Annotated in this window: 14 protein-coding genes; 7 read left to right on the top strand and 7 right to left on the bottom strand. The window is 63.5% G+C overall.

Features of this window, described 5'->3' with window-relative positions; genetic code table 11:
- Nucleotides 1–17 precede the first annotated feature (17 nt).
- On the bottom strand, nt 18–6,938 hold the full coding sequence (locus SO180_RS12950) for a FecR domain-containing protein (protein ID WP_449379206.1): 6,921 nt from the start codon (nt 6,936–6,938) through the stop codon (nt 18–20).
- 624 nt (nt 6,939–7,562) lie between these two features.
- Between SO180_RS12950 and SO180_RS12945 the strand changes: the two genes are divergently transcribed.
- Together SO180_RS12945 and SO180_RS12940 are read left to right on the top strand one after the other, a co-directional pair.
- Nucleotides 7,563–8,312 carry a transglutaminase-like cysteine peptidase gene (locus tag SO180_RS12945; protein ID WP_449379205.1) on the top strand — a complete coding sequence of 250 codons (750 nt, stop codon included), beginning with the start codon at nt 7,563–7,565 and terminating at the stop codon, nt 8,310–8,312.
- Between the two features lie 189 nt (nt 8,313–8,501).
- The gene (locus tag SO180_RS12940) at nt 8,502–9,626 is read left to right on the top strand and encodes a lysozyme inhibitor LprI family protein (RefSeq protein WP_449379204.1); all 1,125 of its coding nucleotides are present in this window, start codon (nt 8,502–8,504) and stop codon (nt 9,624–9,626) included.
- A gap of 186 nt (nt 9,627–9,812) precedes the next feature.
- Here the strand turns inward: SO180_RS12940 and SO180_RS12935 are convergent, their stop codons facing one another.
- From SO180_RS12935 to SO180_RS12910, 6 genes are all read right to left on the bottom strand, one after another.
- Nucleotides 9,813–11,012, bottom strand: a complete 1,200-nt coding sequence (locus SO180_RS12935; RefSeq protein ID WP_449379203.1) for an ABC transporter substrate-binding protein — start codon at nt 11,010–11,012, stop codon at nt 9,813–9,815.
- A 76-nt stretch (nt 11,013–11,088) separates the two neighbouring features.
- Complete coding sequence (locus SO180_RS12930) at nt 11,089–12,927, bottom strand: AMP-dependent synthetase/ligase (RefSeq protein WP_449379202.1); 1,839 nt, start codon at nt 12,925–12,927, stop codon at nt 11,089–11,091.
- Between the two features lie 80 nt (nt 12,928–13,007).
- Entirely contained in the window at nt 13,008–13,796 is a 789-nt protein-coding gene (locus SO180_RS12925; protein ID WP_449379201.1) for an ABC transporter ATP-binding protein, read from the bottom strand.
- Between the two features lie 4 nt (nt 13,797–13,800).
- Nucleotides 13,801–14,559, bottom strand: a complete 759-nt coding sequence (locus tag SO180_RS12920; RefSeq protein ID WP_449379200.1) for an ABC transporter ATP-binding protein — start codon at nt 14,557–14,559, stop codon at nt 13,801–13,803.
- Nucleotides 14,556–15,707 carry a branched-chain amino acid ABC transporter permease gene (locus SO180_RS12915; RefSeq protein WP_449379199.1) on the bottom strand — a complete coding sequence of 384 codons (1,152 nt, stop codon included), beginning with the start codon at nt 15,705–15,707 and terminating at the stop codon, nt 14,556–14,558. The genes SO180_RS12920 and SO180_RS12915 overlap by 4 nt, the downstream gene beginning before the upstream one ends.
- A 5-nt stretch (nt 15,708–15,712) precedes the next feature.
- Nucleotides 15,713–16,588 carry a branched-chain amino acid ABC transporter permease gene (locus tag SO180_RS12910; protein ID WP_449379198.1) on the bottom strand — a complete coding sequence of 292 codons (876 nt, stop codon included), beginning with the start codon at nt 16,586–16,588 and terminating at the stop codon, nt 15,713–15,715.
- A 267-nt stretch (nt 16,589–16,855) separates the two neighbouring features.
- Between SO180_RS12910 and SO180_RS12905 the strand changes: the two genes are divergently transcribed.
- From SO180_RS12905 to SO180_RS12885, 5 genes are all read left to right on the top strand, one after another.
- The gene (locus SO180_RS12905; RefSeq protein WP_449379223.1) at nt 16,856–17,608 is read left to right on the top strand and encodes an ABC transporter ATP-binding protein; all 753 of its coding nucleotides are present in this window, start codon (nt 16,856–16,858) and stop codon (nt 17,606–17,608) included.
- A complete protein-coding gene (locus SO180_RS12900) occupies nt 17,605–19,128 on the top strand; it encodes a permease (protein ID WP_449379197.1) in 1,524 nt (507 codons plus the stop codon). Before SO180_RS12905 ends, SO180_RS12900 begins: the two co-directional genes overlap by 4 nt.
- 91 nt (nt 19,129–19,219) lie before the next feature.
- Entirely contained in the window at nt 19,220–20,032 is an 813-nt protein-coding gene (locus tag SO180_RS12895) for an MBL fold metallo-hydrolase (RefSeq protein WP_449379196.1), read from the top strand.
- Between the two features lie 71 nt (nt 20,033–20,103).
- A complete protein-coding gene (locus SO180_RS12890; RefSeq protein WP_449379195.1) occupies nt 20,104–21,048 on the top strand; it encodes an EamA family transporter in 945 nt (314 codons plus the stop codon).
- A 75-nt stretch (nt 21,049–21,123) separates the two neighbouring features.
- Entirely contained in the window at nt 21,124–21,654 is a 531-nt protein-coding gene (locus tag SO180_RS12885) for a hypothetical protein (protein WP_449379194.1), read from the top strand.
- The last annotated feature ends 3 nt before the right edge of the window (nt 21,655–21,657 follow it).

Here is a 21,657-nt window from a genome sequence, read left to right as displayed (position 1 = left end):
GGAGAGCGAGGCCCGCGCTACGTCGTGCCGTGGCTCGTGACGATGAAGTCGCTGGCATGCAGGTTGCCGGCGGCCACGTTCTTGAGCAGGATCGTCTCGTGATCGTCCAGCGTGATCAGCGTATCGGTGTTTTGCTGCGAGATGGTGAGATCGGCGACCGAATTGATGGTATCGAACTGCCGCAGGTCGATCTTGTCCTGGATCGTATCGAAGCCATAGACCGTGTGCTGGACGGCGTCCGTCGTTGACGCCGGGGCGAACACGAACTGGTCCTGCCCGCCGCCGCTGATCAGCGTGTCGCTGGACTCGGTGGCGAAGATGACGTCCTTGCCGCTGGTGCCGGTCAGCGTGACCGGACCCGAGCCGCCTTCGTCGAAGATGAAGTTGACGGTGTCGCTGGCGCCAAGGCTGTCGGTCACCTTGAACGTGATCATGTCGGTATTGGGCGGCGTGACGCCCGGATCGTAGGTCACGCTGTGGAGAGCCGTGTTGACCTGGTCGAGCGACGCACCATCGATGAAGGACGGCGTCACGTTACTGCCTTCCTTCGCGCCCTCGGTCTGTGCGGTCACCGTGTAGGTTTCGGTCGAGGATCCCGAGACCGACAGACCCGTGACCGTGTCGGTATTCGTCGCCTCGTCGTGGGCGTGGGTGAAATGCGTGGTGTCGATCACCGGCGACTGGTGGCTCCAGACGAGCTCCGTGCCGCCGCTGCCGTCGCTGCTCTTGCTGAAGCCGGTTTCGTCGTAATGCCCGGCGATGGTGAAGTAGTCGCCATCGCCCGAGCCGTAATGGACCTCGAGCCCGCCTTCGGTCGAGACCAGCGAAACGTTCTTGGGGTCGATGCCGGCGAGATCGATGTTGTCGCCGTAGCTGAACCCGGTCACCGTGCCCGTGAAGTGCGACGCAGCATCCAGATGCAGCGTGCCGACGCCGGAGCCGACGAACTGGACCGCGGAATCGGAGGTACCGCCGAGCTCGAGGCTCGCGCTCAGGATCTGAACAGTGCCGGAGCCGGTGAGATCGCCGAGGATCGTCGTCGCGCCAGTGTCTGCAACGAGAACGCCATGGTTGGCAACGGAGCCGGTGTCATTGACAGTGCCCTCGAGGACGAGCTTGCCGTTGACGTCGATATGGAGGTCGCCGCCGACCGATATGGCGCTCGTGGAGCCATTGAAGGTCGTGTTGCCCAGAACCTCGAAATAGGAGTCTTCGTCGGCGGTCAGCGTCGTGCCGTTGACGATCGACGCGGCCAGCAGCGCGACCGAGTCCTCTCCGACGAGGTCGATCGTTCCGCCGTTGATGGTGTTGTAGAAGAAGTAGATATGCCCGCCGTCGTCGGCCTCCAGCGTGCCGCCGGCGTTGTCGACGACGCTGCCGGGCAGGTTGGCGAAGCTCACGATCCCATATCGTCCGTCGGCGTCGATGGTGCCGGTGTTGATGACGTGCTGTGGGGCGCCGAGATAGGCATCGGCGACGTCGATATGGCCGTGATTGGCGAGGGTGCCGTTCACCACCAGATAGCTGTCGATGCTCCCGGACTCGGAGTTGTTGTCGGTGCCGGTGATGTCGAGCTTGGTCGCGCTGCCGAGTGTCAGCCCGCCGATCGTGGCGCCGTTGTCGCCGAGGTCCAGATAGACCTTTTCGTCGGTATCGACCCATGCGGTCTCGGTCACGGTAGGCACGTGCCCGAGCGACCAGTTGCCGTCATTGTTCCAGTCCTGGTCGACGCTGCCCGTCCACACGTCGACGTTCGACGGTGCCGTCACCTCCGTGCTGATGGAGGCGGCGAGATCCGACGCGGGCGAGGAGCCGCCGTGGCCGATGCCTGTAGCGGTGATGTCGATCGAGACCGGCGCCGCGCCTGTGATGTCGCCGGCATAGGTGTCGTCGAGGGCGTGAACGTCGAGCGTGCCCGGGGTGCCGCTATAGCCGTGGGCCGGCACGAAGCGGATCAGCGTGTCCGGGCTCAGCACCAGCGCGTTGGTATCGCTCACGCCGGCGATGTCCACCCACTGGTCGGTGCCTGCAACCTCGTACTGCCAGGTCCCCTGGCTTTCCGTGGCGTTGTCGGCGGTGATCGCGATCGCCTTGAGGCTCGCACCATGGTCGACGTCGTGGAATTTGCCGGCGAAGAGATCGCTGACGGCCGCCCCGCCCGGATCCGTGTTGCCGCCGCCGACCGAGGCCAGCGTCGCCGCATCCAGCGTCGGCGCGTCGTTCGTGCCTGATATCGTGACGGTCACCTCGGCGGTATCGGTTCCACCATGCTGGTCGTCCAGCGTGATGGTCGACACCACGGTCGCGGTCTGACCCTGCCCGAGGAAATCCAGTGCGCTGTCGGGGATGGAATAGGTCCAGCCGATTGCGCCGTTGTTGTGGTTGCCCTCCTGCTGCAGCGTCAGCGCCTGTTCGAGCGCCGTCACCTCGTCCGCGGTCAGCGTCAGGTGCGTGGTTTGATCGGTGTCGAGCAACGTCACGGTCTGATCCGTGATCGTGGCTTGCGGACGGTCGGTCAGGTCGACGTCGGTGAAGTGGATCGTACCAGTTGCCGCCGGAGTCGGGTCGGTGGTCATGCTCGGCGCGCCGGTCGTATCGGCGAGTTCGCTGAAGCTCGCGCTCTGGGAGGTCTCTGCAGCGCTGAATTTCGGCCCGTCGTCGGCGGCCTTGAGCGTGATCAGCGTGTGGCCGGTGCCATCACCGCTGCCCGCGAAATTCGCGTTGCTGTAGTCGCCAACGAGGTTGAGGCTGATGCTGTGGCCGTCGGCGTCGGTCACGGTCAGCACGCCGCCCGTATGGTCGGCGTTGCTGGCAAAGGTCGCGTAGGTGCCAAGCCCATATTCGATGCTCGACAGATCAAGCTTGTCGGTCGCAGTCAGCCCCGTGATCGATCCACCGAATGACGCGGTGTCGATCTTGAGCTCGGCAGCGCCGCCCGAGAAGGTGACGGTCTGCGAGACCGTGGCGTTGACCTCGAGCGTCGCATTGGCATCGATGGTCACGGAGCCGGAGCCCGACAGCGAACCGAACAGCGTCATGGTGCCGCTGTCGATCTCGATGCTGCCCGTGTTGGTGATGGCGCCGCTGATGGAGGTCGAGCCCCAGCTCTCGATCTCGCCGGAGTTGGTGATGGCGAAGGCCGAACCGTCCGCGCCGGAGAGCGACGCGCCGTCGTGCAGATCGATCTTGCCGGCATTGCCGAGGCTTCCGCCGTTGATCGTGACGTCGGACAGATCCAGCTTCGATGCACCGTCGATCGTCACCGTCCCCTTCGTGTTGGTGACCGTGACCTTGTCGAGCTTGAGCACGCCGCCCTTGATCGCCTCGAGCGTGCCGGTGTTGATGATCAGATCGCCGGTGATGTCGAGCTCGCCACCATTCGCCTCGATGAGGTTTTGATTGGTGATAGTGTGCTGCACCGCAGGGTCGATCGTCAGCGTTCCTCCGGCGACGTCGATGGTACCGGTGTTGGTGATATCTGCGTTGTTGATGGCGCTGATGCCGGTCGAGACCAGCGTGCCGGACAGCGTCAGCGTGCCGCCATCGATGGTCGCGCCGACGAGATCGAGCGTCGAGCCCGCGTCCACCGACACCGTGGCACCGGTGTTGGTGACCGTCGTCGAGATCAGCTTCAGCGTGCCGTCATTGATCGTCGCCAGCGTTCCGGTGTTCGTGACCGGTTCGCCGTTGATGTCGAGCTCGCCACCATTGGCCTGCAGCGTCCCGGCATTGGCAATCGTGGCGGAAGTCGTCGCGACGAGAGCAAGCACGCCACCAATCGCCTCGATCACGTTGCCGTTGATGATGAAGGTGTCAGTGATCGTGCTGGCGCCGCTGGACGAGAGCGTGCCGGAAACATTGAGCGCGCCACCGGCAATGCTCGCACCCTTCAGCGTCAGCGTCTCGCTGGCATCGACCTTGATGATTCCCTTGTCGGTGATGGAGGTTCCGGACACGGTCACGTCGTCGAGCGTCAGCGTGACATCGCTTTCGACCGTCACGGCGCCCTTGTTGAGCTTGGCGCCGCCGTTGATGCTGCTGTCGCCGATGACGTCGATGGTGCCACCGAGCGTGCTGCTGAAATTGTTGATGGTGCCGCCGGTGATCTCGCCCTGATCGAGGACCAGCACGCCATGGTCGTCGACGGTGAGGGTCCCACCCGAATTAGCGACCGTGGTGCCCTGGCCTAGCGTCAGCGCCGCACCGGCCTGGATTTCGATGGTCGAATCGTTGTCGACGGTTTCGTTGTCGAACGCGACGGCCCCTTTGATGGTGACGGCACCGGAATTGTCCAGCTTGCCGTTGGTCAGCACGCTCGTCCCGTCCAGTACTAATGCGCCGCCGATGATCAGCTTGCCGCCGTCGATGGTCGCGCCGTCGACATCCAGCGTTGTCCCGGCATCGACCTTGAGTGTGCCGCCGGCATTGTTGATCTCGGCCAACGTCTTGAGCGTACCACCGGCGAGCTCGATCGTGCCGGCATTGGTGATCAAAGCGCCGACGGCGAAGTCGCCGCCGCCCGCGAGCGTCACGGTGCCTGAATTGGTCAGCACGCTGGTGCCCAGGATTTCCGCCTTGCCGCCGACGGAAATCGTGGCCCCCACGGAATTGGTCAGGATCGAATCGGCGCTGAGGTCGAGCGTGTGCGCAATCGTCAGCGTGCTCTGGTTGATGACCTCCGGCGCCTTATGCCCTTTGGTCGTGTCGAAATCGTTCATGGTCAGCGATTTGGCGAACGCCGCCTCGTCGATCGTGACCGGATAGGACGGCGTCAGCCCGTGCAGCTGATCGGTGATGACGATGACGTCGTCATTAATCGTCGGCACGGTACCGGTTTCCCAGTTCGCGGCGTCCTTCCAGAAGCCGCCGGGCGGAGACCCGGCCTCGGACGTCGCGACCCACACCACCGCGGGGCTGTCGGTCCCCTTGATGGTGACGGTGATGGTCCGCGTCGCGGTCGCGCCCTGCGAATCCGTGACCGTCACGGTGTAGGTCAGCGTCAGGACCTCGCCCTTCGGAATGAAGTCCGCGAGGTAGACGGGAAGATCGGCGAGCGACCAGTCGATGACGCCGTCGCCCGTTCCGGTGCTGTCGGTATCGATCGCAACCGACATCGCTTTTTCGAAGATCGCCAGCGGTCCCGGCGGCACGGTGCTGCCGTCCGGCAGGGTCGCGCCGGTCAGTTTCACCGACACTTTGTGGGTGTCGGTGAGATCGACATCGGTGAAAGTCAGCGTTCCCGAGGTCGGCACCTCTGAGGTGAGCGGACCGCCGGGGACGCTGGTGCCGCCCTCGAAGGTGATGACCGGAACGCTCGAGGTGATCACCGGTGTGTCGTTGGTGCCGGTGACCGTGACGGTGATGTCGATGAAGGCGGTTTCGTTGTTGGCGGCGAAATTATTGTCGACGCGGGCCCGGTAGGTCAGCGTCAGCGTTTCGCCGGCGGCAAGGAAGTCGAAGGCGTCGTCCGGGACGCTGTAGGTCCAGGTCGCCGAGCCCGTGTTGCTGTTGTCGGGGGCGGCAACGACGCTGATCTTGGCTTCGGTTGCGGCAATGTCGGCCTTTTGCAGGTCCGACAATCCGGCGGTGACGTCGTCGTGATTGGCGTTGTGGTAGGTGAAGGAGTCGAAATTCACCTTCACGGTCGGCCGGTCACCGAGATTGAAATCGAAGAAGGTGATCTTTCCGCCGACAGCATCGAGCGTCGTCGTGCCGGTCTTGCCGTCGAGCTCGTTCAGTGTGAACGCCGTCTTCACGTTGCCGCTCGAGTCGAGGCTGCTCGCAAGCGGGGCGCCAGGAACACGGCTGAGGCTCGTCGGCTTGTCGGGGGTATTCGTCGACGACCCGTTGCTGCCGGGATTGACCGTGACGAAAGTCGCCTGCGCCGTCGCGCCGCTCGCCGTCTTGATCAGCATCAGGTTGGCGTCCTGCGTGATCGAATCGGTCGAGTTGTTGGTCAGCTTCGTGTTGGTGCTGTTGTCCGTGAACTTCAGCGAGAACACGTCAGTGATCAGCTTCTGCACGTCCGGCGACAGCAGCGCGTTGGTGACCGAGACGTTGCCGCCGCTGATCTGGATCATCTGCCCCGCCTGGTTGACGGTGGCGATCGGCAGTAGTGTGACCTTGTCGAACAGGATGTAGGAGCCGGTGGTGCCGTCCGGCTCGACCAGCACCTGGAAATTCGCCTGCGGCTGCGGATCGCCGCCGCCCGACGGAACCGAGAAGCTGATTTCCGTCAGCACGGCTGTGCCGCGGATGCCCATGGTGGCGACCGGCGTGTCGATCTTCATGTCGCCGTGCTTGGCAGTCTCGCCGGCAACGAAGGTGATGGTGCCCGCGACCAGGCTCAGCAGCGAGGAGTTGCTCGACCCGTTGGGGTCGTAGACCATCTCATTCAGCACCATGCGCGCGTTGGAGGAGAGGCCGAAGACGGTGCCGTCGATGAAGGTGACGCCGAGGGTCGAGTCCGACCCGGTCGAGAGCACGTCGCCCTTCTCGACGTTGTCGCCGTTGTTCAGGATGATCGAGACGCCGTTGCGGACGGCGGTCGCGCTGCCGGTCAGCTTGGTGATATGGCCGATGACCTGCGCGGCGCTGGCGCCGGGCGCCGCCTGCGCATACTGAACGTTGCCGGCGAGCGCGTTGACGATGTCGCCGGTGAGATGGGCGCCATCGGGCGAGGCGATCGCCGCGCGCTTCTCGCCCTTGAAGTAGTCGTGAATGACGAACTCGTGTCCGTCATTGGACAGGACGAGATCGACGCCCGCGCGCTTGAACTCGCCATGGAACAGGAGATTGGGATTGGGAACAAAGAACGCGCCGTGCGGGACCTGCCCATGACCCGAGACGGAAAAGGAATCGACATGGCCATTGGCGGGCGCATGAAAACCCTTGCCGTCCATGGAAAGCGCGGCGTCAAATTTGCCAGCGTAATTCAACGGGGAAACACCGCAGAAAGGGTTAATATTTATAGAAGTATCGACTGCCTAAGCTTGCATATCATTACCGAGTCCTTAGCGAAACCATCTATTTCTCGTGGGAATCGACGCGGCAGCATCGCCATGGCCGGTGCGAGGCAGGGTTTGCCAAGAATAATGATAGTATATTTCGAATATAGCCTCTGCATATTGACGGCGCGTACTACAACTTGAAGCATTCCAAAGTATTCAAATAGAAGAAATTTCCTACGAATACTCGTGTCATCTTTCCGTTGCAACGCCCTGCGACATACTGCGGCAAATGCGGACTTTTTACTGCGACCCGGCTAGCAGAAGTGGCGAGATAAGCCCGCCATTAGCCATATGAACCAGATTCGGCAGCCGACTCAACCCGCGACGAGAATTGGTTCCATTCCACAACAGATCGGGCCTTCCCGGGGGCTGAGCCCGTAAAATTTTACCCAAGCCGGCGAGACCGGCTTCAGCCTGTTGCTCGGTTTTGGGCTCCCGGCCGGGCTCATTAAGCAGAACAAAACGGCCCGCCCCTCACTATCACCGCACCAGAAACAAAGCCGGCACGTGCGGGTCAGGGGTGTCCTGCCGATGCTGGACAGGGGAAGTCAGATGGAGACCGTTGCTCACTCGCGCGCCTGGCGCGCAGTCCTGCTCTTTTGCGGATTGATCCTGTTCGGATCGGCCGCCGACCTTCGCGCAGGCACGCTGCTGTCGCCGGGGTCCGCCGTCCTCGTGCGAAAATCCGCAGAACCGTTCGGCCTATTCGCCTTCGCGATCTCCGCCGGTCGCGTCCGCGACAAGTGGTTTCACCTGAAGGACAAGCTCGACGACGAGATGGTGCAGCTCGCGCTGTGCGACGGCGACCGCGACAACTGCGTCTCGCCCGCGGCATTGAAGCTGCTCGCCATCGTCGACCAGGCCCGCAGCCGCGAAGGCCGCGCCCGCCTCGGTGAAGCCAACCGCGCCATCAATCTCGCGATCAAGGCGGCCAATGACGGCTCTGATGACGTCTGGAGTTCGCCACTCGCCACCTTCCAGCGCGGCGCCGGCGATTGCGAGGACTATGCGATCGCAAAGCTCGCCGCGCTGCGCCTCGCGGGCATTTCGCCCGAGGATCTGCGAATCGTTTTCGTGCGCGACACGCAAGTCGGCGAGGAACATGCGGTCGCGGCCGCCAGGCTCGACAGCCACTGGCTGATGCTCGACAACCGTCGCATGGCCATGGTCGAGGATGAGGCGGCGCGGACCTATCAGCCGCTCTTCGTGCTCTATCAGTCTGCGGTGCTGAAATACGTCGACGAGCCCGCGTTTGCGGCTGTGCCGGACAACAACCGCTCGGCGCTGATCGCGTCGCGCTGATTGCCCGAACTGAGCTGCGTAGCCCGGATGGAGCGCAGCGCAATCCGGGACCGCATCTCCGTTTGAAATCCCGGATTTCGCTGCGCTCCATCCGGACTACAATTCCGATGCGCGGCTGGACATTCACGGTTTCGCCGCGCCGCCCGGGAAGCTAGCATGCGTATCATGCGGGCTTCGGGGACAAGCGGAATGCGAACGTTGGTGCTGGCGATGGTTGCGGCGATGGTGCCGCTGATGTCACCTGCGCACGCGCAGGCGGTCAATTCAGACCCAGCGATCGCCGACAAGCTGCCGCTGTTCGTCAAGAACCGTTGTGAGCAGCAGCGCGATCCCGCGGGTCAGTTGTTTTGCGGCAATGGCGAGCTTGCCGCAGCGGCCGAGAAACTCGGTGCGGCCATCGAGGCGCGGCTCTCCCGCCTGCCGGATCGTCTGCCGGCCATCGAGGAGAACGCGCTGTGGATCCGACAGCGCAATCTGAGCTGCGGCATCTTTGGTCGGACCGCGGTCCGCACCGATGACATCGATCGCGTCAAGACCTGCCTGCTCAGGGAGACCGAGGAGCGCGCCGCGATCCTGCGCGACCCCGATTTCGATTGCCTCGCGGCCAACACGACGGCCGGCGCGCTGATCTGTAGCGATCCGGAGTTGGCGCTGGCGGAGGAGGAGCTCAACGGCCAGGTCCTCGGCTTGATCGGCAAGCTGAGCCCGACCGAAGCCCGCTTTGCCTTCGCCGAATACGGCCGCTGGACAAGGGAGCGCGATCGCAAATGCGACCTCGTCGGCAAGGAGAACGTGCCGCTGTCCGAGCTGTCATCTGCGCAAGGCTGTCTCGCCGAATATTTTAGCCGGAAGACCGCCGATATCCTTGGTGCCAAGGGCGATCCGAAGCGGGTGTTCGGCCGCCAGATCGCTGCACGGCTGCCTGATACCGACGCCGCCGACTTCTGCGTCGCCAAGATTCATGCCGCCAATTCCTGCGGCGACTTCGTCCGCATCAGTCGCGTGTCCGCTTCCGGCAGCAACGTCGGAGAGCAGGAGGCGAAGGTCACCGCCGATATCGACATGGTCGTGCTGTCGCCCTTCACCGCCTGCAGCGCGGTCGCATCGACCTGCACCGGCACCTGCTGGGACCCAAGATCCGGCAAGGCGCAGCCGGCCGCAGCGTCCAAGCAAGGCTTCAAGGAAAGCTTCAATGTGACGAGCCGGCTCAGAATCCAGCGCACCTTCGCATTCCAGAAAGCCGCCGATGGGTGGCGCTGCAGGGAAGACGAGCTGGCACCGGTGGAGTCAGGCGTCGCGGGTGGGGGATCGTAGGTGCAGCGCCTCTCCCTTCTCCCCTTGCAGAAGGTGGCGCGAAGCGCCCGATGAGGGGTCTGCCTCACCGAGTCCGAAAGCGAGAGGCTCATTCGCGCAGAGACCCCCCTCCCCCACCTCGCCGCTACGCGGCGAGCCACCCTCTCCCACAAGGGAAGAGGGCGCACCTGCGGGGAGAGGCGAAGATCAGAACATCAGATTGTCCTTCACCAGGACCCAGCGGCCGCCCTTGACCTGCTGCACCTGGGTGATGGTGTTGGCGAGGTGGTCGGTCTTGGAGAACTTCGTCGGCGGCGAGTTGAAGATGTCGAGGAATTTTTCGCCTGACTCGAGCGAGTCAAGCATCTTCTGCCCCGTGAGATCCTTGCCCGCCTTCTGGGCGTAGAAGGCAAAGGTCATCACCGTGTTGTAGCCGATAATCGCCTGCGTATTGGCGTCCGAGTTGAACATCTTCTTATAGTTGGCGAGCCAGTCCTTCACCGGGCCTTTAGCGCTGTCCTCGTAGGGAATCTCGAATTGGGACGCGGCATAAAGCCCTTCCACGGCGTCCTTGCCCAGCGTCGGCACTTCCAGCACGTTGGTCGGCGTTGCCCCCAGGAAGGTGACGTCCCAGCCGAGCTTCTTCGCCTCCGTCATCGCGCCAATGGTCTCGCGGATCACTGTGCCGAGCACCACGAGATCGCAGCCGTCCGACTTCATCTTGGCAACCTGCGCGCTGAAATCGGAGGCGCCACGCTTGTAGCTGGTGATCGAGGCCGGCTGCACCTTCATCACGGTGAGCTGCTGATTGAAGCCGTCGAGCACGTTTTTGCCGTACTCGTCGTCCTGGTGCATGATGCAGGGCTTCTGGAAGTTCTTCCACTCAATCATGTATTTCAGCGCGGCGCGCGTGCTCTCGACGTAGGGCAAGAGGTTGTTGAACTTCAATCGCTCCTGCGGCTTGCTCGGATCGAACTTGAAGGTGAATTCGGCCGCAGTCAGCGGGAAGAGCTGCAGCACGCCGGCATCGAACAGCGTGTCCTGCGCCGCCAGCACCGTCGGCGAGCCCATCGGGCCGATCATCGCGAAGACCTTGTCGCGCTCGATCATCTTCTGCGTGGCCAGCACGGCCTTCTTGGGGTCGTAGCCGTTGTCCTCCAAAATCATCTTGATCTTGCGGCCGTTGATGCCGCCGGCCGCGTTGATCTCCTCAACCGCCATCTTCATGCCGTTGGAGACCGGTACGCCCCACACCTTGATCGGACCCGACAGATCCTGATGCGTGCCGATGACGATCTCGCTGGCCGAGATGCCTTCATTGGTGACCTTGGTTTGCGCGGCAGCCGGCAGACAGGTGAGCACCACCGCGCATGCCGCAAGGCCGAACGCCCAGAACGATTTCGACATCGACGTCTCCTCTCTCCTTAAGGCCCGTGTTGCGCAAAGGGCGTGGCCATCGCTCCCTCGCTTCCCTTGGAATGGTTCACGCCACCGCGCGCTCGCGATACATCGCGTCGATCTCGGCGGCGTAGCGCCTGTTCACGAAGCTGCGCTTCAGCTTCATGGTCGGCGTCAGCTCCTCGTCCTCCGGCGTGAGCTGGCGCTCGATCAGATAGAATTTCTTGATGGTCTCGACGCGCGCAAAGTTGCCGTTGACCTGTTCGATCTCTCGCCAGATCAGGTCCTGAATCTCGATCGCCCGGCACAGGCTCGCGTAGTTGGTGAAGGGGATGTCGTGATCCTGCGCGAATTTCTCGACGTTCTCCTGGTCGATCATGACGAGGCAGGTGAGATATGGCCGCTTGTCTCCGATCACGACGGCGTCGGAGATATAGGGCGAGAATTTGAGCTGGTTCTCGATTTCCGAGGGCGTCACGTTCTTGCCGCCTGAGGTGATGATGATGTCCTTCATCCGGTCGGTGATCTTGACGAAGCCGTCGTCGTCCATGGTGCCGACGTCGCCGGTGTGCAGCCAGCCGCGCGCATCGATGGTCTCGGCGGTCTTCTGCGGCTGATTCAAATAGCCCATGAACAGGAAGTCGCCCTTGATCAGGATCTCGCCGTCCGGCGAGAGGCTGACCTCACCCCAGGGCACGGCCTTGCCGACTGAGCCGAGCTTGATGCGCTCGGACGGCATCATGGTGGCAACGCCGCAATTTTCAGTCTGGCCATAGACCTCGTGCATGTTGATGCCGAGCGCGAGATACCAGCGGATCAGGTCTGGCGAGATAGGCGCTGCGCCAGTGAAGGCGATGCGGCAGCGATCGAGGCCAATCATGCGGCGGATGTTGCGGAACACCAGCCTGTAGGCGAGGCGGTTCGCGATCCCAAGCGACAAGGACGGCGCGCGTGCCTCGAGCCGGCAATCCGCGATGCGCAGGCCAATGTCGATAGCGCGGCGATAGACCCATTGCTGGACCGGCGTCGCATCCTTGAGTGCGATGGTGATTGCGGAATAGAATTTTTCCCAGATCCGCGGCACCGCGAAGAAGACGGTCGGCTGCACCTCGCGCAGATTGTCCGGCACGGTTTCCGGGCTTTCGGCGAAATTCATCACCGAGCCGAGCGCGACGGAGATGTAGTAGCCAGCGACCCGCTCGGCGACGTGACAGAGCGGCAGGAAGATCAGCCGGTCCTCGTCTTCCCTCGCCGGGATGAAATCGTTGGCGTGGCGCATCTGATGGGTCACGCTGCGGTTGGCGTGCATCGCGCCCTTGGGCGGGCCCGTGGTGCCGGAAGTGTAGACGAGGATCGCGAGATCGCCTGGGCCGCGGCTGTCGATCATCTCCTGCCAGAGCTGCTCGCGGCCGACCATGTGATTGCGCCCGAGCGCGCGAAACTCGTCGAGCGACATCACCATGTCGTCTGAAAATCCGCTCAGGCCCTCCATGTCGAACACGATGATCCTCTCGAGCGTCGGGCATCGCGCGCGGCAGGCGAGGACCTTGTCGAGTTGTTCTTCGTCCTCGGCAAAGATCACGCGAGTAGCGGAGTCGTTGACGAGATATTCGACCTGCGCCGAGGAATCGGTTGGATAGATGCCGGACGAGACGCCGCCCGCGCACAGGATGCCCATGTCGGCATGGATCCATTCCGGCACGGCATTGGCGATGATGGAGGCGACGTCGCCAGGCTTGAAGCCCGAAGCATGCAGTGCGTAGGCGATCTCCCTGGAGAGCTCCAGCCATTCGCGCCAGCTCGTCGGCTGCCAGATGCCGAACTGCTTCTCGCGGATCGCCGGCCTGTCGCCGCGCGTCTCCACCGCACGCAAAAAGCTCTTTGCGATCGTGTCTGCGACTGTCAGCACCGCCGGTCGGGCCATGCCATTGCCTCCTTGCCGCTTCGTCCCCTCCCGCAGCATGGCTTGCCGCCGGTCCGTTCGTTCACGGGGAGACGCCATATTTAACGCCACGTTTTCTTCTTTTTCCAGCGCCGTTCGCCTCTGGCCCCGGCTTCCTTGGCGCCTAGGTAGAATTCCTGGATGTCCTGGGAATCCATCAAGCGGTCGCAGGTGTCGTTCATCACGACGCGGCCGATCTCCAGCACGTAGCCGTAATGCGCCGTTTCCAGCGCCACCTTGGCATTCTGCTCGACGAGCAGGATCGACATGCCCTGCTCCTCGTTGACGCGGCGGATGATCGTAAAAATCTCCTTCACCAGGATCGGCGACAGGCCCAGCGACGGCTCGTCCAGCAACAGCAGCGTCGGCCGGTTCATCAGGGCGCGCCCGATCGCCAGCATCTGCTGCTCGCCGCCGGAAAGCTGGCCGGCCGGTTGGTTGATGCGCTCCTTCAGCCGCGGGAAATAGCCGTAGACGCGCTCGATATCCTCCGCGACACCGTCACGATCCTTTCGCGGATAGGCGCCCATCATCAGGTTCTCGCGCACCGAGAGGAATGGAAACACCTCGCGCCCTTCCGGCACATGACTGAGGCCGAGGCGGACGATCTTGTCGGCCTCCATGCGCTGGATCGGCCTGCCCATGAACTCGATCGTGCCCTTCTGCGGATCGAGGATGCCGGAGATGGTCTTCAGCACGGTGGTCTTGCCCGCACCATTGGCACCCAGCAGCGTCACGATGCGGCCCCGCGGCACCTCGAGCGAGATGCCGCGGATCGCCATGATCGGCCCGTAGTAGCTCTCGATATTGGAGAGCTTCAGGATGATGTCGGGCGAAACGGCGGCGTCCATCGCGTCAGGCTCCGAGATAGGCGGCGACGACGTCGGGATGCTGCTGCACCTCGGCGGGCGAGCCCATCGCCAGCACCCGGCCGTAGTTCAGCGCGATCACGCGGTCCGAGACGCGGTTGACCAGCGACATGTCGTGCTCGACCATCAGCACGGTGATGCCGAGCTCGCTTTTCATGTCGCGGATCCAGAACGACATGTCGTCGGTCTCCTCGACATTCAGCCCCGACGACGGCTCGTCGAGCAGTATGAGCTTCGGCTCGGAACAGAGCGCGCGGGCAAGCTCGATCACCTTGCGTACGCCGTAGGGAAGACCCGAGATCAGCTTGTCGCGATAGGGCTCGAGATCGAGGAATTCGATCACCTGCTCGACGCGGCGCCGGTGCAGCTTCTCGTTCGCGCGCACGCTCGGCAGGAACAGCAATTCCTGCCAGAGCTGCGTGGTTGAGTGACGGTGGCGCCCGACCAGCAGATTCGCGAGCACGGTTGCATTCTCGAACAGCTCGATGTTCTGGAAGGTGCGGGCAATGCCGAGCCTTGCAATGTCGTAGGGCGGCTGTTCCGTGATGTCCTGGTCCTCGAAGAAGATGTGGCCCGAGGTCGGACGGTAGATCCGCGAGATCAGGTTGAAGATCGAGCTTTTCCCCGCGCCGTTCGGCCCGATGATCGAGAGGATCTCGCCCTTCTCGACCGCGAACGAGACCGCATCGACCGCCTTGAGGCCACCGAAATGCAGCGACAGGTTTTCGGCGCGGAAATAGCTCATCGGTTCCGCTCCGACTTCACGTAGATCTTCTGGCGTTTGAAGGTCGCGCGCTTGTAGAGCGGGAAGAGCTGGAAGAAGAGTTTTATCTTCAGCCAGCGGCCGTAGAGGCCGAGCGGCTCGAACAGCACGAACAGCACGATGATGATGCCGTAGATCGCGCCCTTCAGGCCGTTGAGCGAGGCGAAGGCCGCGACCTTCGACTGAACGTTCGCCGCGCCGTCGGTGCTCGCCCCCAACGCCGCGGCGACGCCGGCAATGATGCCCGGCATGTCGTCCTTCAGATAAGTCAGGAACGGATCGATCATCACGATGAAGATCGCCCCCAGCACTGCACCGTGCAGGCTGAACGTGCCGCCGATCAGGATCACGATGATGAACTCGATCGAGAGCTGGAGCGTGAACATCTCCGGCGAGATGAAGGAGAGCTTGTGCGCGAACAGCACGCCGGCAAAGCCGGTGATCGCCGCCGAGATCGCAAAGGACTTCACCTTGTAGAGCGCGACGTTGACGCCCATGCTGCGTGCCGCCGTCTCAGAGTCGCGGATCGCAACGAAGGCGCGCCCCGTCGGCGAGCGCAAGAGATTGAGCGTGCCGACGATCGTCAGAATCAAGACGGCGAGGCACAGGAAATAGAACATCGGACTGTCGCGCGGCACGGGGACGCCGAGCAACGACAGCGTCTTGATGCGCATGCCCTCATTGCCGTTGGTGACGCTTTCCCAGCGCGCCAGAATCTCCTCGACGATGAAGGCGAAGGAGATCGTGGCGATGACGAGGTAGATGCCCTGGAGGCGCAGCGCGGGGAAGCCGACCAGCGCGCCGATCAATCCGGTCAATACGCCTGCGGCGAGGAAGTAGACCGGAAACGGCACGTTGTATTTCTGCAAATAGGCCGCCGCATAGGCGCCGATCGCAAGGAACGCGGCGTGCCCGAGCGAGGCCTGCCCGGTAAAGCCGGTGAGAATCAGCAGCGCCACGCCGACGGTCGCATAAATGCAGACAAAGACCAGCTGGCTCATCAGATAGCTGGAGAGCACGTAGGGCGCGATCAGCAGCACCGCAATCAGGAGCCCGTAGGAGATCACGTAGCCCGAATGCGGGAACAGGCGGATGTCGTCCTCGTAGTCGGTCTTGAACAGAAAGCGCATGGCGTTCAGACCTTCTTGCGTACGTGGAGGCCGAACAAGCCTTCGGGCTTCAGCAGCAACACCGCCAGCAGCACGATGTAAGGTGCGACGTCCTTCCAGCCCTCCGGCAGATAGAAGCCGGCCATGCTCTCGATCACGCCGATCAACACGCCACCGACGACCGCGCCGGGTATTGAGCCGAAGCCGCCGAGCACGGCGGCGGGAAAGGCTTTCAGACCGAGCACGAGCCCGACATTGGAGTGAATGAAGGTGATCGGTGCCAGCAGAACGCCGGCGCACGTCGCGACCGCCGCACTGATGGCCCAGACGATCGACACGACACGCTTCACGGGAATGCCCATGTAGTAGGCCGCGAGCATGTTCTCGGAGCTGGCGCGCATCGCGGTGCCGAGCGTGGTCTTGTTGAAGAACAGATAGAGCAGCGTGCAGAGGATGACCGTTGCCGCGATCACCGAGAGCTTGTCATAGGCGAGCACCAGCGCGCCGATGCGCAACACGCCCTGGCTGAACGGCGTCTCGATCTTGAAGTCGTCGGTGCCCCAGATCATGCCGGCGATCGAGCGCAGGAAGTAGCCGAGCCCGATGGTTGCCATGATGATCGAGAATTGCGGATAGCCGAGGATCGGCCGCACCACGATGCGTTCGGCGAGCATGCCGAACAGCGCCATGGCGACGACTGCTCCGACGAAGCCGACCCAGTAGTTCAGGCCCATCATGCCGATGAAGGTGAAGGCGAAGAAGCCGCCCAGCATCATCAGATCGCCCTGGGCGAAGTTGACGACCTCGGTTGCCTTGTAAACCAGCACGAAGCCAAGCGCGATCAGGCCGTACACGCAGCCGAGTGCAATGCCACTGACCAGCTGCTGAACGAAGTCCAGCATCGCCGAGCATCCTCCCCGATGCGATCCTTGCGGCTCTTGGCGGCCGTCTCGTCGCATCTTGTGTCCAGTCGCTACGCGATCATTATCAGTCGCGGAAAGCGCCATTTGGCCCGGCGCAATTCAGCCCGAACCGCCCAGCGCTGTCAATAAAACGAGAGGCGGATGCATTCGTGCGGGATGACGGAATTTGTGGCAGGGTGATTCACCGTGCCGAAACATCTTCAGATCAAGGTCGCGAGCGATGCGAAACCGTATGGTGTGGCCATCATGAAACCGGACAGTTCGGCGCTGAGCGTCCGAGGGTTAACGAAGCGTTTTGACCGTCTGGCGGTCGATTCCCTCGATCTCACCATTCACGCCGGTGAATTCTACGCGCTGGTCGGCCCCAACGGTGCCGGCAAGACCACCACCTTGCGCATGGTCGCAGGGTTGCTGCGGCCCGATGCCGGCGCGGTGTCGATCTTCGGCATCGATGCCCTGGCCGATCCCGTGGCCGCCAAGCAGGTGATGGCCTGGGTCTCGGACGAGCCGATGATTTATGACAAGCTGACGCCGCTCGAATATCTCGAATTCGTCGCCGGCCTCTGGGGCATTGCGCCAGCCGTCTCCGAACCCGTGGCGCAGGAACTGTTGAGCTCGCTCGGCCTGGCGCTACACCGGCACGAGCGTTGCGAGGGATTTTCCAAGGGCATGCGCCAGAAGGTGGCGTTGGCCGGCGCGCTGGTCCACGACCCCCGCCTCATCATTCTCGACGAGCCGCTGACCGGCCTCGACGCCGTCTCCGCCCGCCATATGAAGGGTCTTTTGGCCGAGCGCGTCCGCGCTGGCTGCACCGTGATCATGACCACGCATATTCTTGAGGTCGCCGAGCGCATGGCCGACCGGATCGGCGTGATCGCGTCGGGCAGCCTCGTTGCCGAAGGCACGCTCGCCGAGCTGCGTCAGCAGAACGGCCACAACGACACCAGCCTCGAGGATCTCTTCATCGCGCTGGTCACGCTGGAGGCTGCCGCCGCATGAGCTCGGCGACTGCATTATCGTGGTTCGCCCGCCACGAGCTCCGCCTCGCCTGGCGCGAATGGCTCGCCATGATGACGGGCCAGCGCAAGCGGAAACGCACCGCCGTGATCGGCCTGATCGTCTTTGCCGCACTCCTGCATCTGCCGGCCTGGGCGGTGATCGGTCGCTTCGCCGGACTTCGATTGCCGCTCGACAAGCCGTCGCTGATCGTGATTACGGCGACGATCGCGCTCGCCTGGTCGCTGATGCTGTCGCAAGCGATCGAATCGGTGACGCGGGTGTTTTACGCCCGCGCCGATCTCGATCTCATCATGTCGTCGCCGGCAACGCTCACCAACCTGTTCTCCGTGCGCATCGCCGCGATAGCGCTCGCGATCACGGCGATGGCGCTGCTGTTCTCCACGCCCTTCATCGACGCGCTGGTGATCGGAGGCGGGCCGCGATGGCTCGCGGCGTTCGGCATGGTCATCGCCATGGGGCTGTCGGCAGCAGCCATCGCGATCGCCATCACGATCCTGCTGTTCCGGCTGATCGGCCCGGCGCGGACCCGCTTCATCGCGCAGATCCTCGCCGCGATCATCGGCGCCGGTTTCGTCATCGCGCTCCAGATCGCCGCGATCATCTCCTACGGCACGCTGTCGCGCTTCGCGGTGCTGACCTCGGATGCCACGGCTGCCTATGCGCCCGGTGTCGACAGCATCGTCTGGTGGCCCGCGCGGGCCGTGATGGGCGATCGCGAGGCGCTGGCGCTGCTGCTCGCACTCGGTCTCGTCATGCTGGGCGGCGTGATGGCGCTGTTCTCCGGCCGCTTCGCCGACACCGCGATCGATGCGGCCGCCCACGGGACATCCGGCCGCCGCACCACGCGCGAGCGGCCGTTCCGCGCCGGCTCACGGGCGCAGGCGCTACGGCGCAAGGAGTTCATGCTGCTGTGGCGCGATCCCTGGCTGATCTCGCAAACCCTGATGCAACTGCTCTATCTGGTGCCGCCGGCGCTTCTATTGTGGCGGAGCTTTGCCGACAGCTCAGCGGCGCTGGTGTTGATCACGCCCGTCATCGTGATGGCGGCGGGACAGCTTGCCGGCGGACTCGCCTGGCTGACGATTTCGGGCGAGGATGCCCCTGATCTCGTCGCAACCGCGCCGCTGTCACCCTCGCGCGTGATCCGCGCCAAGATCGAGGTCGTGTTGATCGCAATCGCCGTCATCTTCGCTCCGCTGGTCGCAGCGCTTGCCTTTGCCTCACCGCTCCAGGCCGCGATCACGGCGGGCGCGATCATCGTCGGCGCCGCCTCCGCCACCGCGATCCAGCTCTGGTTCCGCGTGCAGGCGCGGCGCAGCCAATTCCGCCGCCGCCAGACCTCCTCGCGTCTTGCGACCTTTGCTGAGGCCTTCTCCTCGATCGGCTGGGCGGCCACCGCCGCGCTGCTACTCTCGCTTCCCCTCGCCGGCGTCGTCAGTGGCCTGATCACCGCGGGTCTCGTCGCCACCACCTGGAAGTTCAGCCCGCGGCGGGAGTAGGCCTATAACACTGACGCGCTGTTGATCGCGGCCCATTGGCCGCAGGCGGGATTGCACGCTAGACTTCCCCGACGTCATTGGGGATGGATCTATGTGGCGATTCTTTTCCGCGATCCTCGCGCTGCTCGGCGCTTCCCTCACGCCCGCCCTTGCCCAGCAGCCGCAGCGCAGCGAATGTCTGGCAATGGCCAACGCGGCCCCGCGCGCGGTGCCCGTGTCCTGGCAGCGGACTGCGGGCGCGGCCGAGGTCGAGATCACCTATGCCGGCCATTCCACCTATTTCATCGATACGCCCGGCGGCTTGCGCATCGCCACCGACTATAGCGGCGCCTATCAGGTCGGCCGGCTGCCCGACGTCGTCACCATGAACCGGGCCCACAGCACGCACTACTCGCTATATCCCGACAAGCGCATTCCCCATGTGCTGCATGGCTGGGGCGAGGACGGCAAGCCGGCAGTGATTTCCGAGCGCGTCGGCGACACCTTCATCCGCAACGTCACCACCGACATCCGCCGTTACTTTGGCGACGACGCCGGCATCGACATGATCCGCGACGGCAACTCGATCTTCATCTTCGAGGTCGCGGGCCTCTGCATCGGCCATCTCGGCCATCTCCACCACAAGCTCGACGACAGCCATTTTGCCCAGATCGGACGGCTCGACATCGTCATGGTGCCGATCGACGGCACCTACACCATGTCGCTCGACGGCATCTCGGAGATCACGAAACGCCTGCGAGCCTCCGTCGTGCTGCCGATGCACCGCTTCGCCACGCCGCTCGACGACTTCATGCGACGGATCGGCCGCGACTTCGAGATCGACCGACGCCTCGAGCGCTCGCTCCGAATCTCGCGGGATTCGCTGCCGGGCACGCCGACGGTGATCATCCTCGACGGCGTGTGAGGCGCCGAAGCCGGAACGCATGAACCTCCTCCGACTTGGTTGCCTTGGGATCATCTTCGATCGGAGCAATCATGAGCAGAAGGTTCCTGGTGATCGGCTCGTTCGCGGCCATCTATCTGCTGTGGGGTTCCACCTATTTCGCCATCACGCTGGGCCTGCAATCGATTCCGCCATTTCTGCTGATGGCGCTTCGCTCGTTCTGCGGCGGCATCGTGTTGCTTGGCCTGATGGGCCGAGAGGTCGCGGGAACGTCCTTGCAGACATGGTTGCAGGCGTGCCTGTGCGGGCTGCTCTTCTTTGTCGGCTGCCATGGCGTGCTCGCCTTTGCGCAGCAATCGGTTCCTTCGGGCGTGGCAGCGATCGTGCTTGCCACGATCCCGTTCTGGCTCCTGCTGATCGATGTCTTGTTCCCGGGCGACCAGCGCCCGCGGCCGATTGCCTTGCTTGCACTCGTGCCCGGCTTCGTGGGCGTTGGGCTCGTGGCATGGCAGAACGTCGAGCGGGCCGGCATCAGCATCCTTCCCATCGTCTGGCTGCTCGCAGCAGCCCTGTCATGGTCGATCGGCACTGTCCTGTCCCGAGGCATGTCGAGCCAGACCTCTGCGATCCTGCTTTCGGGCATGCAGCTGTCGATCGGCGGCGCCGTGTTGTTTGCGATCAGCTGGCTGACGGGCGAGATCGAGACCTTCACGCCGCGCGACGTCTCGATGACGTCGCTTGCAGCGTTAGTTTGGCTGGTCATCTCCGGCAGCGTGATCGGATTTGTCGCCTACAACTGGCTGCTGGAGAACGTCTCGACCTCGCTGGTATCGACCTACACCTTCGTCAATCCTGTCATCGCCGTGCTGCTCGGCACCGTCGTACTCGGCGAGCCGTTTTCACCCATGATGCTGGTTGGCGCGAGCCTCGTCATTGTCTCCGTCATCGTCATTTGGCGGGCGGAACGTTCAGGCAGCCGCCGAACGAGCGACGAGAGCAAGCGGGCCATCAGGCAACTATCGCTGCGCAAGACCTGACGACCGCCTGCGGCAATTTTCTCCAAGTAGCCTGAGGTCCGATCGTGCTGATCTTGCGCGAAAGTGGAGATCGACATGAGCGACTTTGCGAAACTCTTGCATGCGAGCGGCCCCAACCCGGAATACGCCGCGGCGCTGCAGCTCTATGGCCAGTTCGTCGGTGATTGGGATGCCGAGATCACCGCGTATGAGCATGACGGCGCCACGCATCGCGCGGCCGGCGAGATCCATTTCGGCTGGGTGCTGGAGGGCCGTGCCGTCCAGGACGTCTGGATGATCCCTCGCCCCGCCGGCGCGCCACCGTTCCCGCTCGCCGGCAACTGGTACGGCACGACGTTGCGCGTGTACGATCCGACCATCGCTGCCTGGCGGATTTTTTGGCTCGATCCCGGCCGCAGCGTGTTCCGTCAGCAGATCGGCCGGCCGCGCGGCGCCGATATCGTGCAGGAAGGCACGACCGACAGCGGCGACCTGTCACGCTGGAGCTTTACCGAAATCACCGAAAATGCGTTCCACTGGCTCGGGGAGAGCAAGCCGGCCGCAGCGCGGGATTGGCGGCTGATGGTGGAGGTGAAGGCGCGGCGGCGCCAGGCTAAAGCACGATGAGTT

The organism is Bradyrhizobium sp. UFLA05-112 (assembly GCF_053572325.1).
Note: the sequence above shows the minus strand (reverse complement) of the source record. Positions and strands in the feature narration are given on the sequence as shown.